15 protein-coding genes and 2 pseudogenes are annotated in these 15,438 nt (G+C 60.4%); 7 read left to right on the top strand and 10 right to left on the bottom strand.

Features of this window, described 5'->3' with window-relative positions; translation table 11 throughout:
- A pseudogene (locus ACQKP2_RS28860) lies at nt 1-96 on the bottom strand (aconitase family protein); the annotation flags it as partial.
- A 2-nt stretch (nt 97-98) separates the two neighbouring features.
- Between ACQKP2_RS28860 and ACQKP2_RS28855 the strand changes: the two are divergent.
- The 3 genes and pseudogenes from ACQKP2_RS28855 to ACQKP2_RS28845 form a co-directional block, all read left to right on the top strand.
- Nucleotides 99-743: pseudogene (locus ACQKP2_RS28855) on the top strand (1-(5-phosphoribosyl)-5-[(5-phosphoribosylamino)methylideneamino] imidazole-4-carboxamide isomerase); the annotation flags it as partial.
- Between the two features lie 9 nt (nt 744-752).
- Complete coding sequence (gene hisF / locus ACQKP2_RS28850) at nt 753-1,523, top strand: imidazole glycerol phosphate synthase subunit HisF (protein ID WP_007897430.1); 771 nt, start codon at nt 753-755, stop codon at nt 1,521-1,523.
- Nucleotides 1,524-1,601: 78 nt separating this feature from the next.
- Nucleotides 1,602-2,357, top strand: a complete 756-nt coding sequence (locus tag ACQKP2_RS28845; RefSeq protein WP_427581582.1) for a substrate-binding periplasmic protein — start codon at nt 1,602-1,604, stop codon at nt 2,355-2,357.
- Between the two features lie 130 nt (nt 2,358-2,487).
- Here ACQKP2_RS28845 and ACQKP2_RS28840 read toward each other — a convergent pair whose 3' ends face one another.
- The 4 genes from ACQKP2_RS28840 to gpmI form a co-directional block, all read right to left on the bottom strand.
- A complete protein-coding gene (locus tag ACQKP2_RS28840) occupies nt 2,488-3,264 on the bottom strand; it encodes a divergent polysaccharide deacetylase family protein (protein ID WP_427581581.1) in 777 nt (258 codons plus the stop codon).
- A 1-nt stretch (nt 3,265) separates the two neighbouring features.
- Nucleotides 3,266-4,585: a S41 family peptidase gene (locus ACQKP2_RS28835; RefSeq protein ID WP_427581579.1), complete on the bottom strand. Its 1,320-nt coding sequence runs from the start codon at nt 4,583-4,585 to the stop codon at nt 3,266-3,268.
- A gap of 31 nt (nt 4,586-4,616) precedes the next feature.
- Complete coding sequence (locus ACQKP2_RS28830; protein ID WP_427581577.1) at nt 4,617-5,912, bottom strand: murein hydrolase activator EnvC family protein; 1,296 nt, start codon at nt 5,910-5,912, stop codon at nt 4,617-4,619.
- 252 nt (nt 5,913-6,164) lie between these two features.
- A complete protein-coding gene (gpmI, locus tag ACQKP2_RS28825) occupies nt 6,165-7,694 on the bottom strand; it encodes a 2,3-bisphosphoglycerate-independent phosphoglycerate mutase (protein ID WP_427581575.1) in 1,530 nt (509 codons plus the stop codon).
- A gap of 152 nt (nt 7,695-7,846) precedes the next feature.
- Here gpmI and ACQKP2_RS28820 point away from each other — a divergent pair, with 152 nt between their 5' ends.
- Genes ACQKP2_RS28820 through secB form a run of 3 tightly spaced genes read left to right on the top strand, consistent with a single transcriptional unit; the run spans nt 7,847 to nt 9,046 of the window.
- Nucleotides 7,847-8,260 (top strand): rhodanese-like domain-containing protein, encoded by a 414-nt coding sequence (locus tag ACQKP2_RS28820; protein ID WP_427581573.1) that lies wholly within the window; start codon nt 7,847-7,849, stop codon nt 8,258-8,260.
- A gap of 1 nt (nt 8,261) precedes the next feature.
- Nucleotides 8,262-8,516, top strand: a complete 255-nt coding sequence (gene grxC, locus ACQKP2_RS28815) for a glutaredoxin 3 (RefSeq protein ID WP_053153180.1) — start codon at nt 8,262-8,264, stop codon at nt 8,514-8,516.
- Nucleotides 8,517-8,560: 44 nt separating this feature from the next.
- Complete coding sequence (gene secB, locus ACQKP2_RS28810; protein ID WP_427581571.1) at nt 8,561-9,046, top strand: protein-export chaperone SecB; 486 nt, start codon at nt 8,561-8,563, stop codon at nt 9,044-9,046.
- A 122-nt stretch (nt 9,047-9,168) separates the two neighbouring features.
- On the opposite strand, the gene ACQKP2_RS28805 is transcribed toward secB, so the two are convergent.
- On the bottom strand, nt 9,169-9,624 hold the full coding sequence (locus ACQKP2_RS28805) for a tRNA (cytidine(34)-2'-O)-methyltransferase (protein WP_427581570.1): 456 nt from the start codon (nt 9,622-9,624) through the stop codon (nt 9,169-9,171).
- On the opposite strand from ACQKP2_RS28805, the gene ACQKP2_RS28800 reads away from it, so the two are divergent.
- A complete protein-coding gene (locus ACQKP2_RS28800; protein WP_427581568.1) occupies nt 9,623-10,063 on the top strand; it encodes a hypothetical protein in 441 nt (146 codons plus the stop codon). The genes ACQKP2_RS28805 and ACQKP2_RS28800 overlap by 2 nt on opposite strands.
- A gap of 524 nt (nt 10,064-10,587) precedes the next feature.
- On the opposite strand, the gene ntrC is transcribed toward ACQKP2_RS28800, so the two are convergent.
- The 4 genes from ntrC to glnA form a co-directional block, all read right to left on the bottom strand.
- Nucleotides 10,588-12,024: a nitrogen regulation protein NR(I) gene (gene ntrC, locus ACQKP2_RS28795; RefSeq protein ID WP_427581566.1), complete on the bottom strand. Its 1,437-nt coding sequence runs from the start codon at nt 12,022-12,024 to the stop codon at nt 10,588-10,590.
- Nucleotides 12,021-13,106 (bottom strand): nitrogen regulation protein NR(II), encoded by a 1,086-nt coding sequence (glnL, locus tag ACQKP2_RS28790; RefSeq protein WP_427581564.1) that lies wholly within the window; start codon nt 13,104-13,106, stop codon nt 12,021-12,023. Before glnL ends, ntrC begins: the two co-directional genes overlap by 4 nt.
- Before the next feature lie 308 nt (nt 13,107-13,414).
- Nucleotides 13,415-13,921, bottom strand: a complete 507-nt coding sequence (locus ACQKP2_RS28785; RefSeq protein ID WP_427581562.1) for a DUF4124 domain-containing protein — start codon at nt 13,919-13,921, stop codon at nt 13,415-13,417.
- A 267-nt stretch (nt 13,922-14,188) separates the two neighbouring features.
- A partial coding sequence (gene glnA / locus ACQKP2_RS28780) for a type I glutamate--ammonia ligase (RefSeq protein ID WP_427581560.1) occupies nt 14,189-15,438 on the bottom strand: 1,250 nt, incomplete at its 5' end.

Below are 15,438 nucleotides of genomic sequence, written 5' to 3'. Positions count from 1 at the left end.
GCGCAGATAGTCCAGCGTCACGTCGTCCACCGGAAAGAACCCGCAAGTGGCGCCGTACTCCGGGGCCATGTTGGCGATCGTCGCGCGGTCCGCCATACCCGGTGAGCATGGCTGCCAAGTGGGTGGAGGGCGGTTGCCGTCGTCTGCATCTGGTCGACCTGAACGGCGCGTTCGAAGGCCAGCCGGTCAACGGTGAAGTCGTCACCGCGATCGCCAAGCGTTACCCGAACCTGCCGATCCAGATCGGCGGCGGCATTCGTTCGCTGGAAACCATCGAGCACTACGTCAAGGCGGGTGTGAGCTACGTGATCATCGGCACCAAGGCGGTGAAAGAACCGGAGTTCGTTGCCGAAGCCTGCCGCGCGTTTCCGGGCAAGGTCATTGTCGGCCTGGACGCCAAGGACGGTTTCGTCGCCACCGACGGTTGGGCTGAAGTCAGCAGCGTGCAGGTGATCGACCTGGCCAAGCGCTTCGAAGCCGACGGCGTGTCCGCCATCGTTTATACCGACATCGCCAAAGACGGCATGATGCAGGGCTGCAACGTACCGTTCACCGCCGCGCTGGCCGCTGCCACCAGGATTCCGGTGATCGCTTCCGGCGGTATCCACAACCTGGGCGACATCAAGGCCCTGCTCGACGCCAAGGCGCCAGGCATCATCGGTGCGATCACCGGCCGGGCGATCTACGAAGGCACCCTCGACGTCGCCGAAGCGCAAGCTTTCTGCGACTCGTACAAAGGCTGAGGACTGACCATGGCGCTGGCCAAACGCATCATCCCTTGCCTGGACGTGGACAACGGCCGGGTGGTCAAGGGTGTGAAATTCGAAAACATCCGCGACGCCGGTGACCCGGTGGAAATCGCCCGTCGTTACGACGAGCAGGGCGCCGACGAGATTACCTTTCTCGACATCACCGCCAGCGTCGACGGCCGCGACACCACGCTGCATACCGTCGAGCGCATGGCCAGCCAGGTGTTCATCCCGCTGACCGTGGGCGGTGGCGTGCGCACCGTGCAAGACATTCGCAATCTGCTCAATGCCGGTGCGGACAAGGTCTCGATCAACACCGCGGCCGTGTTCAACCCGGAGTTCGTCGGGGAAGCCGCGCAGCATTTCGGCTCGCAGTGCATCGTGGTCGCCATCGATGCGAAGAAAGTTTCCGGCCCGGGCGAAACCCCGCGTTGGGAGATTTTCACTCACGGTGGCCGCAAGCCAACCGGCCTTGATGCGGTCGAGTGGGCGAAGAAGATGGAAGGCCTGGGTGCTGGCGAAATCTTGCTGACCAGCATGGACCAGGACGGCATGAAAAACGGTTTCGACCTTGGCGTCACCCGTGCCATCAGCGATGCGCTGGGCATTCCGGTGATCGCTTCGGGCGGTGTCGGCAACCTGCAGCACCTGGCCGATGGCATTCTCGAAGGCCATGCCAGTGCAGTGTTGGCGGCGAGTATTTTCCACTTCGGCGAATACACCGTTCAGGAGGCCAAGGCGTACATGGCTCATCGCGGAATTGTGATGCGCTGAACAAACCAATGCAGGCCAGTGGACATCATGGCGGGCTCAAGGCACTCTTGGGTACGCCATGGATTTCGGTAGCCAGACATGCTCAAACGCCTACTTCTTGCCCTCACCAGCGCCTCTGTGTTGCTCATCGGCGGCGTGCATGCTGCCGAGAGTACGGACACCGGCCTGGTCTTGCTGACGGAAAACTTCCCGCCGTACAACATGGCGAAGAATGGCAAGAACTTCGCGCAGGACGAAAACATCAACGGCATCGCCACTGACATCGTCCGTGAAATTTTCAAACGCGCCGACATTTCCTACAGCCTGACGCTGCGTTTCCCTTGGGAGCGGGTCTACAAACTTGCCCTGGAAAACCCGGGATACGGTGCATTCGTGATGGCCCGCCTGCCGGACCGCGAGCATCTGTTCAAATGGGTCGGTCCTATCGGTCCGGACGACTGGATCATGCTGGCAAGGGCTGACAGCCCAATCACGCTCGAATCCCTGGATGACGCACGAAAGTACAAGATAGGCGCGTACAAGGGCGATGCCATTGCCATGACACTGGCCAAGCAAGGCCTGAAACCGGCCGTGGTGCTGCGTGATCAGGACAACGCGAAGAAACTGGTCAGCGGCCAGATCGATCTGTGGGCAACTGGCGATCCGGCCGGACGCTACCTGGCACGCCAGGAAGGTGTGAGTGGGCTCAAGACCGTGCTGCGCTTCAACAGCGCCGAGCTGTATCTGGCGCTGAACAAAGAGGTGCCGGACGAGACGGTCGCCAAGCTCCAGGCCGCGCTGGATCAGTTGCGCAAGGAAGGCGTGGTGGATGACATCATGGCGCGGTATCTGTAGGACCCTGCACCTATCAATGTGGGAGCGAGCCTGCTCGCGATGAGGGAGGGTCAGGCGACATCATTGTTGTCTGACATACCGCTATCGCGAGCAGGCTCGCTCCCACAATTAGTTTTGTGGTGTTGTTGATTTAGCGGTACACCCCATCCTTGCCATGGGCGGCCATTGCCCGATTGCCGCGCACGCTGATCATCTGCTTGATGTCGATCCAGTCGATGCCCTGGGCTTTCAGCTTCGGCAACTCGCGCTCCAGTACCGCCAGCGTTTGCGGATACGGGTGCCCGATCATCACCGCCGAACCCTGTTTGCGCGCCAGGCTGATGGCTGTCTGCAGTTGCGTAAAAATCGCCGCTTCGGTGCGTTCGTCATCGAGGAATACATCCCGCGAAACGCTCGCCAAACCAATTTTTTGCGCTTGAGCGGCGGCCGTTGTCTGCGCGCTGGTGCGGCTGTCGACGAAAAATTTGTGTCGCTGCTGCAAGTCCGCCATCAGCCAGGCCATGGCCGCTGGTTGCGCGGTCATCCGGCTGCCCATGTGGTTGTTGATGCCACTGGTGTACGGGACCTTTTTGAATGCGGCATCCAGGCGCTTTTCCAGCTCATCGATGGGCAGTTCGGGGTGCCAGGCGAATGGCCCCGTGGCCGGGTCCATGGGCATGTGCAGGATGACGATTTTTCCGGCGCGATGGGCTTCGCGGGCGAACTCGGTCGCGTTGGGCGTATCGGGCATGATTGCCGTGGTCACCGGGCCAGGCAGGTCCAGCACACGGCGATCCCGGGGCAGGTTCTGCCCCAGGTCGTCGATGATCAGGCTCAGGTAGGCCTTGTGCGGCGTCGAATCGGTGGGTGAAGCGTGAGCAACACCCGCCAGACAGCTCAGCAGGCCGATCAATAACCGCAGGTGCATCTCAACGGCCGGACGTGATGCTCAGCCCTTTGAGCAGGCTCAGGGCCTGGGCCAGTTGGTAGTCGTCATCCTGTGGCATTGCCTTGGCCTTGCCGCCCGAACCGGTCGGTTTGTCGGCGCCGCCGTTGCCATTGCCCAGGTGACCTTGCAGATCGGCTTCCTTGAAGTAGTCGCTGTCCTGCTCGCTGGTGATCTTGGCCTTGCGCACCTCGATGTCCGGGACGATGCCCTGGGCCTGGATGGACCGGCCATTGGGCGTGAAATACAGCGCGGTGGTGATCTTCAGTGCGCGTTCGTTGTTCAGCGGCAACACGGTTTGCACCGAGCCCTTGCCGAAACTGGTGGTACCCATGACCACGGCGCGTTTTTGATCCTGCAAGGCGCCGGCGACAATTTCCGAGGCCGAGGCACTGCCGCCGTTGATCAGGACAACCATCGGCACGGCTTCGCTTTCATCCTTGCCGGTGGCCGAGAAACGCAACTCGGAGTTGGCGATGCGGCCCTTGGTGTAGACGATCAGGCCCTTGGTGATGAAATGGTCGACCACTTCGACTGCCGCCTGCAGCACGCCACCTGGGTTGTTGCGCAAGTCGAGGATGATGCCGTTGAGCTTCTTGCCGTTGTCCTTGCGCAGCTTGGCCAGGGCCTTGGAGACTTCCTCGCCGGTCTTGACCTGGAACTGGGTGATGCGGATGTAGCCATACCCGGATTCCAGCAACTGGCTCTTCACGCTCTTCACTTGAATGATGGCGCGGGCCAGGGTCACGTCGAACGGCGTGCCACCGTCGCGGACCAGGGTCAGGGTGATTTTCTGGCCGATCTTGCCGCGCATCTTGTCCACGGCTTCGGTCATGCTCTGGCCGCGGGTCGGCTGGCCATTGATCTTGACGATGAAGTCGCCGGCCTGGATGCCCGCCTTGGAGGCCGGGGTGTCATCGATTGGCGATACCACCTTGATAAAGCCGTCTTCGGAGCCGACTTCGATGCCGAGCCCGCCAAATTCGCCACTGGTGCTTTCCTGCAGTTCGGCAAAGTCTTCCGGGCCCAGGTAAGCGGAATGCGGATCAAGGTTGCTGAGCATGCCCTTGATTGCGTTTTCCAGCAGGGTCTTGTCGTCCACCGGCTCTACATACGCCGCCTTGATACGATCCATGACCTCGGCGAAGGTGCGCAACTCTTCCAGCGGCAATGGCGCCTTGGTGGTCGCGGCGGTGCCTGCAGGCGAGGCCGCCGGGACCGGTTGAGCGGCAAACGCCAGGGGCGCGCCGATCACCAGGGCGATCGTCAGGGCCAGCGAGGTAAGGCGGGACAGATGCAGCATGTCGAACGAACTCCTGAATTAGATGCTGCGCTTATCCTTGAGCGCGGCACCATTGCGCCGGATCACTCGGGTGACCCTGCTGACGAATTGCAAAATACAACGCTGGCGTATCCTGCCCGCCACTGTTACCGACAGTGGAGATGGACTCACCGGCTTTTACCACGTCACCCGCAGACTTGAGCAGCGTCTGGTTGTGACCATAAAGACTCAAGAAACCATTGCCGTGATCGAGAATCACCAACAGCCCGGCACCCCGCAGCCAGTCGGCGAACACCACGCGACCGCCATGCACGGCATGCACCGCGCTGCCGGCCGATGCGCCGATCATCACGCCGTCCCATTTGGTCCGGGCGTCATCGCCACGGGTTTCACCGAAGCGTGCAAGCAGTCGACCATCGACAGGCCATGGAAGTTTGCCGCGGGTTGATGCAAACGGGCCACCAAAGGTCTCGCCGGAGCTGGAAACCAGCGCGCCGGGCGTCGATTTGACAGGTTTGCGCGGGGCGTCGGTTTCATCCGCCTGGGCCTGGGCCTCTTCACGCAAACGCTTTTTTTCGGCTTCCTGCTGGGCGATCAGCGCCTTTTGCCGCGCTTCTTCGGCCTCTCGCGCCTGGCGGGCCAGGGTTTCTTCAATGGTTTTAAGGACTTTAGACAGGTCTGCCTGATCCTGCTCGCGAGCTGCCAGTTTCTGGTCGCGAGCCTTGACGTCGTCGTTGAGTTTGGCGAGGACTTGCTGGCGTTCCTGGCGGACTTTTTCCAGTTCGTCGCGCTGGCTGTCCAGGCTGCTTTGCTGCACCAGCAATTGCGCCTGTTGCCTGGCGATGTCCTGCTCGACGCCCGCCAGTTGACGCAGGGTCTCGTTGAAGTTCTTCAACTGCTCAAGACGCGCCTGGCTCAGGTAGTCGTAATAAGTGAGGGTACGGGCGAATTTTTCTGGATTTTGCTGGTTGAGCAAAAGCTTCAGGTACTCCTGACGGCCATTCTGGTAGGCCGCGCGGGCCTGGATGGCGATCAGTCGTTGTTGTTCAGTGCGCGCGCTCTGGAGTTTTTTTTTCTCCGCATCGAGCCGTTGCAGCTCGGATTCACTCTTCTTCAGCTCTTTTTGCAGGGCTTCGACCTGCTTTTCGAGCTTGCCCATTTCAGTCTCGGTGCCCTTGAGGTCTTTCTGAATACCGGACTTCTCTTCCTGGAGCTTGCCCAGCATCTTTTTCAGCTCGGCAATGTCCTGACGCGTTGCGTCCAACTGCTGTTGAGTTTGCGCGCGCTCGTCAGCGAAGGCCGGGTGGAGCAGGCATGTCAGAGCAAGGGCTATCAGGGCGCGAAGCATAGAGGCGGGCGATACCGGCGAAAGGGACGGCCTAGTATGCCCGCCCCACGCTGCAAAAAAAACGCCCAAATGGGACTGTGTGATAACTGGGGGCGGTGGCAGGCCAGATTTCATTTTCAAAACCCCATAAACCATTGTGGGAGCTGGCTTGCCGGCGATGGCATCCGATCATTCAACATAGCTGTTGGCTGTCAGATTGCTATCGCTGGCAAGCCAGCTCCCACAGGGTTTTTCAGTGTTTGAGCGGGCGAGTTACACCAGAATCGAAGTCCCGGTCATCTCGGCCGGCTGCTCAAGGCCCAGCAGTTTCAGCATGGTCGGTGCCACGTCCGCCAGCACGCCGCCTTCGCGGACCTTGAGGTCACGCTTGCCGACATAGATGAACGGCACGGGCTCGGTGGTGTGCGCAGTGTGCGCCTGGCCGGTGGTTTCGTCGGACATCTGCTCGACGTTGCCATGGTCGGCGGTGATCAGCGCTTCGCCGCCGACTTTCTCAAGGGCGTCGACAATGCGGCCGACGCACGTGTCCAGGCATTCGACAGCTTTTACTGCCGCCTCGAAAACGCCGCTGTGGCCGACCATGTCACCGTTGGCATAGTTGACGATGATCACGTCGTAACGCAGGTTTTCGATGGCATCGACAATGCGGTCGGTGACTTCCGGTGCGCTCATTTCCGGTTGCAGGTCGTAAGTGGCGACTTTCGGCGACGGGATCAGGATGCGCTCTTCGCCCGGGAACGGCTCTTCGCGGCCGCCGGAGAAGAAGAACGTCACGTGGGCATACTTCTCGGTTTCGGCGATGCGCAGCTGGGTCTTGCCGTTTTTCGCCAGGTAGTCGCCCAGCACGTTTTCCAGGCTGCCGGCAGCGAAGGCCGATGGCGCGGGAATGCTGGCGGCGTATTGGGTCAGCATCACGAAGCCGGCCAGTTTCGGCTGGCGGCTGCGCTCGAATTCGTTGAAATCGTCCTCGACGAACACACGGGTCAGTTCGCGGGCGCGGTCGGCGCGGAAGTTCATGAACACCACAGCGTCGCCGTCTTCGACTTTTACCGGTTCGCCGATGGAAGTGGCCTTGACGAACTCGTCGCTCTCGCCACGCTCGTAGGCCGCTTGCAGGCCTTCCTGGGCGGTGGTGGCGTTGAATTCGCCCTGGCCGTCGATAATCAGGTTATAGGCCTGGGATACCCGGTCCCAACGATTGTCACGATCCATCGCGTAGTAGCGGCCGATGAGGCTGGCGATGCGGCCCTTGCCGATGGCCTGGAAGGTGGCGTCCAGCAGTTCGATCGATGATTGCGCGCTTTTCGGTGGCGTGTCGCGGCCATCGAGGAAGGCGTGCAGGTAGATTTTTTCCGCGCCGCGTTTGGCGGCCAGTTCGGCCATGGCGACCAGGTGATCCTGATGGCTGTGCACGCCGCCATCGGACAACAGGCCCATGAAATGCACGGCTTTGCCCGCAGCGACAGCTTTATCCACGGCGGCGCAGATGGTCGGGTTCTCGAAGAATTCGCCGTCGCGGATCGACTTGGTCACACGGGTGAAATCCTGATACACCACGCGACCGGCGCCCAGGTTCATGTGGCCGACCTCGGAGTTGCCCATCTGGCCATCCGGCAGACCGACGTCCATGCCGCTACCCGAGATCAGGCCGTTCGGCACGGTGGCCCACAGACGATCGAGCACAGGCTTTTTGGCCGCGTAGATGGCGTTGGCTTCCTGGCTTTCTCTGTGACCGAAGCCGTCGAGAATCATCAGGACCAAAGGTTTAGGCGTGGTAGTCATGGAATCCACTCTGGCTCACGTTAAAAGGGCGATGGAAAAAGGGAGTGGCAGTTTAAAGGGAAGTTCCTGCCACGTCACCGCCGGACGGGGTTTGGCCGACCATGGGGGCTGTGTATACTGGCCGGCATTTTAACGCCCTGGAACCTCCTTCGATGGTTGCTCACCTGATTGAATTTGCCACTAACCACTACATTCTCGTCGGTATCTTCGTCGTACTGCTGGCGTTGCTGATCGCCTATCAGATGCAGGGCGGCGGCCGCAGCCTGAGCACCGCGGAACTGACCGCCATGGTCAACAAGGAAGCCGGCGTGGTGGTGGACATCCGCCCGAGCAAGGATTACGCCGCCGGTCACATCGTCGGTGCCCTGAACATTCCACAGGACAAGCTGGCCGCTCGCGTCGGCGAACTGGAAAAACACAAGGCCAAGACCATCATTCTGGTCGACGCCATGGGGCAGACGGCGGGTACGCATGCCCGTGAGCTGATGAAGGCCGGCTTCACCGCCGCCAAGCTGTCCGGTGGTGTATCGAGCTGGAAAGCCGACAATCTGCCGCTGGTGAAGTGATATGAACAACGTCGTCGTCTATTCCAGCGATTACTGCCCTTACTGCTCGCGAGCCAAGTACCTGCTCGAGAACAAAGGCGTAGCCTTCGAAGAGATCAAGGTCGATGGCAAGCCTCAGGTGCGTGCCGCCATGGCCCAGAAGGCCGGACGTACATCCGTGCCGCAGATCTGGATCGGCAGCACGCACGTGGGCGGTTGTGATGATTTGTTTGCCCTGGAGCGCGCCGGCAAGCTCGACGCATTGCTCAAGGCCTGAACGCCTAACCCTAATAAAAGACCCAAGATCAGAAAGGATCTGAGATGACTGACCAACAGAACACTGCAGCCAGCGAAGAAGAATCCGCACCGCAATTCTCCTTGCAGCGCATCTACGTACGTGACTTGTCCTTCGAGGCCCCGAAAAGCCCGGCGATCTTCCGCCAGCAGTGGGAGCCGAGCGTGGGTCTGGACCTCAATACCCGTCAGAAAGCGTTGGAAAGCGATTTCTACGAAGTCGTGCTGACCCTGTCGGTCACCGTGAAAAACGGTGAAGAAGTGGCGTTCATCGCCGAAGTGCAACAGGCCGGTATCTTCCTGATCAAGAACCTGGACGCGGCTTCGATGAGCCATACCCTGGGTGCGTTCTGCCCGAACATCCTGTTCCCGTACGCTCGCGAAACCCTGGACAGCCTGGTGACCCGTGGCTCGTTCCCGGCCCTGATGCTGGCTCCGGTGAACTTCGACGCACTGTACGCGCAGGAAATGCAGCGCATGCAGGCAGCGGGCGAGGTGCCGACCGTTCAATAAACGGTTTGGCTGTACCCCTGTGGGAGCGAGCCTGCTCGCGATAGCGGTGTGTCAGACGGCAGCGATGTCTCTGACCCTCCATCATCGCGAGCAGGCTCGCTCCCACATTTGTTATGCGCTGTTTACTTGAAGCCGTTTTGGCGCCAGGCCTCATAAACCGCGACGGCCACGGTGTTCGAAAGATTCAGGCTGCGGCAGCCTTCGCGCATTGGCAGGCGCAGGCGCTGGTCGGCGGGCAGGGCGTCGAGGACTTCGGGCGGCAGGCCACGGCTTTCCGGGCCGAACAGGAACGCGTCACCCTCGACGAATGCGGCGTCATGAAAGGGCCGCGAGCCTTTGGTGGTAAAGGCGAAAACCCGTGGGTTGCCCAGGCTTTGCAGGCAGCTGGCCAGGTCCGCATGACGTTGCAGAGTGGCATACTCGTGATAGTCGAGACCGGCCCGGCGCAGGCGCTTGTCGTCCATTTCAAAGCCCAGCGGTTCGATCAAATGCAGGTGGCAGCCACTGTTGGCGCACAGCCTGATAACGTTGCCGGTATTCGGCGGAATTTCCGGTTGGAAAAGGATGACGTGAAACATGCACGGCTCCGAAGGTAAAGATGACGCGCATTCTACGCCGGAAGCGGACCCGCGTTCGAAGCTATTCCCACGCGTGATGGCTTCGCTGGCGATATTCGGATTGATGGTGGGGATGATGATCGGTCGCCTGACCACGCCTGACCCCAGCGTGCTGCAACAGGTCGAAGTCACTGACGCAGGGCTGGTGGTGTGGTTCAACAACGAGCCGAAGCTGCATGGCGAGATTGTCGACGGCAGCGTTGCGCTGGTATTCGAGGCTGAGGGCAAGGCGCAGAAGGGCCAGCTCAAACTTGATGGCAAGGATGTGAATTGGCGTACGCGTCGAAGTGACGCTGGCTTGTTGCTGACGTTGGTGGCCGCACGGCCATTGCAGGGGGACTGGTCGGGTAGCGAGGTTGATGACCGCTGGCGGCTGGAGATCCATCTCCGGGAGCAATAAAAGCGGGAATCCCCGGCCTGCCTGTACCAAGGTTCCCAAAACGGCAGGGCTCGTCGCTTGTGCGGTACGAGCCCGGTGTTAAAGAGGGAATCCCCGGCCTGCCTGTACCAAGGACCCCAAAACGGCAGGGCTCGTCGCTTGTGCGGTATGAGCCCGGTGTTAAAGAGGGGAATCCCCGGCCTGCCTGTACCAAGGTCCCCGAAACGGGTGGTGAATCGAATCACCTGTATGGGCTTCTGCAGGGGGCGTGCCAGGTTTTAACAAGGCGAAACAAAAAACTGCTGATAACCGCTGGAGGCCCCGTTATGCGGGGCTTTCGCGTTTTTGCGTGGAGGTTTTCGTACGGAGAAAAAGCGGGTTTCGGATCAGTTGCCGTGCGCGATTGCGGGTCACGGTGCATTGCGGCGGTGCGTTTGTCCCGTCAAAAGCTTCGCGGGCAAGCCTCGCTCCTACACCGATTTTTTTTGTAGGAGCGAGGCTTGCCCGCGAACGGATCGAAAATACAACAGAGAACCTAAGGTCGCTTAGCCCTCATCCCCCTCGTCATCTTCCCCGCCATCAACCTTCATCCCCAGCTCCTTGATCTTGCGAGTCAGGGTGTTGCGTCCCCATCCCAGCAGGACGGCGGCATCGCGGCGGCGGCCGGCGGTGTGCTTGAGGGCGGTTTCGATCATGATCCGCTCGAAGGCCGGCACGGCGCTGTCGAGCAGGCTTGATTGACCACGTGCCAGCGCCTGGTCGGCCCATTGGCGCAGTGCCTGTTCCCAGTTGGTCACCGGTGCCGAATCCTGCGGCAGGCTCAGCAGTTCAGGTGGCAGGTCGCCAATATGCACCTCGCGGCCCGAAGCCATGACCGTGATCCAGCGGCAGGTGTTCTCCAGCTGGCGCACGTTACCGGGCCACGGCAGATTTTTCAGGTACTCCTCGGTTTCGTTTTTCAGCAGTTTCGGCTCGACGGCCAGCTCCTGGGCGGCGCGGCTGAGAAAATGCCTGGCCAGGGTCGGAATGTCTTCGCGACGATCCGACAGGCGCGGGATGTGAATGCGGATCACGTTGAGGCGGTGGAACAGGTCCTCACGGAATTTCCCGGCGTGCACCAGGGTTTCCAGGTTCTGGTGGGTAGCGGCGATGATTCGTACATCGACTTTCACCGGCACATGACCGCCCACCCGATAAAACTCACCGTCGGCCAGTACCCGCAGCAGGCGGGTCTGGGTGTCGGCCGGCATGTCGCCGATTTCGTCGAGGAACAGCGTACCGCCATCGGCCTGTTCAAAACGCCCGCGACGCAGGTTGGCCGCTCCGGTGAACGCCCCTTTTTCGTGGCCGAACAGTTCCGACTCCATCAGGTCCTTGGGGATCGCCGCCATGTTCAGTGCGATGAACGGCGAAGCCGCGCGAGGGCTGTGGCGATGCAGGGCGTGGGCTACCAATTCCTTGCCGGTGCCCGATTCGCCGTTGATCAGTACGGTGATGTTGGATTGGCTCAGGCGGCCAATGGCGCGGAACACCTCCTGCATCGCCGGCGCTTCACCGATGATTTCCGGCGTGCGGGCCAAGGCCGGGGCCACTTCCAGGCCTTGTTGTTCCTGGGCGTGCTGGTTGGCGCGCTTGACCAGTGAGACCGCCTCGTCGACGTCGAACGGCTTGGGCAGGTACTCGAACGCGCCGCCCTGATAGGACGCGACAGCGCTGTCCAGATCGGAGTGCGCCGTCATGATGATCACTGGCAGCCGTGGGTGCTGTTCGCGTATCCGCGCCAGGAGGTCCAGGCCGCTGGCACCCGGCATGCGGATGTCGGAGATGATGACGTCCGGCTGCTGGCGGGCCAGGCGGCTCATCACGCCATCGGCGCTGTCGAAGCTTTGCGTGGTCATGCCTTCCTGTTGCAGGGCTTTTTCCAGGACCCAACGGATAGAACGGTCGTCATCGACGATCCACACGGTTTCACTACGGCTCATGTCGATGTGGCTCCTTGTTCCAGTGGCAGAAAGATCGAGAACGTGGTGTGGCCCGGGTGGCTGTCACATTCGATCAGGCCCTGGTGCTGGCTGATGATGTTCTGGGTAATGGCCAGGCCCAGCCCGGTGCCGTCCGGACGGCCGCTGACCATGGGAAAGAAGATGGTTTCCTGAAGTTCCGCAGGAATGCCCGGGCCGTTGTCGATGATCTCGATCTTGGTCACCAGGCGATGCCGCACATGGCCGATGGTGAACTGGCGCATGGCGCGGGTTCGCAAGCTGATGCGACCCAGGCGCAGCTCGTTCTGGCTGCTGATGGCCTGCATGGCATTGCGCACGATGTTCAGTACGGCCTGAATCATCTGTTCGCGATCGATCAGTACGTCGGGAATACTCGGGTCGTAGTCGCGCACCAACGTGATGCAGCCCTGGCTTTCGGCCTCGACCAGTTGGCAGACGCGCTCCAGCACCTCATGGATATTGCACATGGCCAGCGATGGCAGTTTGTTGGAACCGAGCATGCGATCCACCAGATTGCGCAGGCGGTCGGCCTCTTCAATGATGACATTGGTGTAATCGCGCAGGTTTTCATCCGGCAGTTCACGGGCCAGTAATTGTGCCGCGCCACGAATGCCACCCAATGGATTCTTGATTTCATGGGCAAGGCCACGCACCAGCATTTTGCTGGTTTCCTGCTTGGACAGTTGCGCCTCTTCCTTGGTGATTCGCAGCAAGCGGTCGCGAGGATGTACTTCAAGCAGCAACAGGGTGTGGCCATGGCTCAGGATCGGCGTCACCGCGTAATCGACGGTCAGCGTCTGGCCGGTGAGGGCGGTGAGCATTGCTTCACGCTTGGTGAAGGGGTGCGCCTGCTGGACCGCCTGGCGCAATGAGTTCAACGCTTCAGTGGATTCGGTGAACAACTCGCTGATGAATTGGCCGTGACTGCGCTGGCCGCTGATGGCCAGGAGCATCTCCGCCGCCGGATTCATGTACTCAAGGCGCAGATCGGCGTCGAGCAGAATGGTCGCGGTGGTGAGGTTGTCGAGTAGCAAACGGTGGAGTGCGTCGCTAATGGTCATCGGGACCTCTTTCAGGGCGGAGCATGCGCGAGAAAAAAGCGCTGGTGCGAGAAAAATGCAAAAACCAAACCAAGGCTCCGAAAAGAAGCGTTCAACCTGTGAAACAGGCGTTTGACGCTCGATTGCGTGGCGTTTTGTCGGGCCGTGCCCGTCATTTCGACCCAAAATGGGTTGGAATCAGGCAATGGTGCAATCATATGCACCAATATAGTGCGTTCGCCTGGATCGGGTTGGAAGTACTGCAACAAAGGGGCTTTTTTTCGCAGCTTTTCGATGAATGCGCACTCCGGTCGTCGGTCACCAGAGGTTCAAGGCTTGTGCGCCCGTTGCAGGTTGAACGTCACGACAGGGCTTTGCTGGATCACGGTGTCACCTTCGATGACCTGTACCGCAAGGCTGTGCAGGCCGCGATCGATATTCACCAGTTGCAGGCTCGGCACATTGCCTGGCAGGCCGTAGGGTTGATCGTCCAGTATCAGCCTGAACAGGTGTGCCCCTCTCAGGCGGGGTTTGACCAGTACCTGGACCGTGAACGTGCCGTTGTTGGCGCGCAAGGCTTCGGTGGTCGGCAGACCGGTGAGTTCGAGCACCTCGTAGGTGCCGGGTAACGCGCGGGCGCCTGATGGGCCGATGGGCGCGGCAACAGGCGGGGGCTCAACGCGGTTGAGTGGTGCAAGCTCAACCGGCCGGGCATTGACGCCTTCGGGGGGCTGGTTGCTGTAGGCCGTGCTGCCGTCGGCGGCGGTGTAGGTGTAGATCTGTGCCGTAGCGGGCAGGGCGATCAACAGCAATATGAAAGGAACAACGCGACCCATGAAATCGACCGGATACCAAAGCATTGGGTTGCAGCATAGGTCAGGGGTGGTGCCTGGCCCAAGTCGATACACATCTGGCCATCGTTTGCCGAGAACTGCGGCGATCACAAGACCCTGTGGGAGCGAGCCTGCTCGCGAAGGTGTGTCAGTCAACGCCGGTGTGTCTGACACACCTTCGCGAGTAAGCTTCGCTCCTACAAAGTGGGCATAAAAAAGGCCTCCCGAAGGAGGCCTTTTATTCACGCCGCTTGCGCAAGCGCTACCGGATTAGCAGCTGTAGTACAGCTCGTATTCCAGTGGGTGTACGAAGGTACGTACCTTGATTTCTTCTTCGCTTTTCAGAGCGATGTACGCGTCGATGAAGTCGTCGCTGAAAACGCCGCCTTTGGTCAGGAACGCACGACCTTTGTCCAGCTCTTCCAGGGCTTCTTTCAGGCTGCCGCAAACTTGCGGGATCTCTTTGGCCTCTTCTGGCGGCAGGTCGTACAGGTTCTTGTCAGCTGCATCGCCTGGGTGGATCTTGTTCTGGATACCGTCCAGACCGGCCATCAGCAGTGCTGCGAAGGCCAGGTACGGGTTGGCAGCCGGATCCGGGAAGCGTGCTTCGATACGACGGGCTTTCGGGCTCGATACGTAAGGAATACGGATCGAAGCGGAACGGTTACGAGCCGAGTAGGCCAGCATTACCGGAGCTTCGAAGCCTGGTACCAGACGCTTGTAGGAGTTGGTGGCCGGGTTGGTGAAGCCGTTCAGGGCCTTACCGTGCTTGATGATACCGCCGATGAAGTACAGGGCGGTGTCGGACAGGCCGGCATAACCTTCGCCAGCGAAGGTGTTCTTGCCATCTTTCCAGATCGACATGTGAACGTGCATGCCCGAGCCGTTATCGCCGTACAGAGGCTTCGGCATGAAGGTAGCGGTGCGGCCGTATGCATCGGCAACGTTGTGCACAACGTACTTCAGGGTTTGGGTTTCGTCGGCTTTCTTCACCAGGGTGTTGAACTTGACGCCGATTTCGTTCTGACCGGCAGTTGCCACTTCGTGGTGGTGAACTTCGACGGTCAGGCCCATTTCTTCCAGGGCGTTGCACATTGCGGTGCGGATTTCGTGGTCATGGTCGAACGGTGGAACCGGGAAGTAGCCGCCCTTGACGCCTGGACGGTGACCTTTGTTGCCGCCTTCCACGTCCTGGTCGGACATCCACGAACCCTGTTCGGAGTAGATCTTGAACATGGAACCGGAGATGTCGGACTTGAACTTCACTTCGTCGAAGATGAAGAACTCAGGCTCTGGACCTGCGAATACGGTGTCACCGATGGCGGTGGCCTTCAGGTACTCTTCGGCGCGCTTGGCGATCGCACGTGGGTCGCGGTCGTAGCCCTGCATGCTCGAAGGTTCGATGATGTCGCAGACCAGGATCAGGGTCGGCTCTTCGGTGAACGGGTCCAGGACGGCGGTGTCGTCGACCGGCATCAGGATCATGTCGGAGGCTTCGATGCCTTTCCAGCCAGCGATGG

It is taken from the genome of Pseudomonas sp. NPDC089569, from assembly GCF_050280625.1.
Lineage (GTDB): Bacteria > Pseudomonadota > Gammaproteobacteria > Pseudomonadales > Pseudomonadaceae > Aquipseudomonas.
The sequence above is the reverse complement of the archived record's forward strand: the minus strand, read 5'-3'. Positions and strand labels throughout refer to the sequence as shown.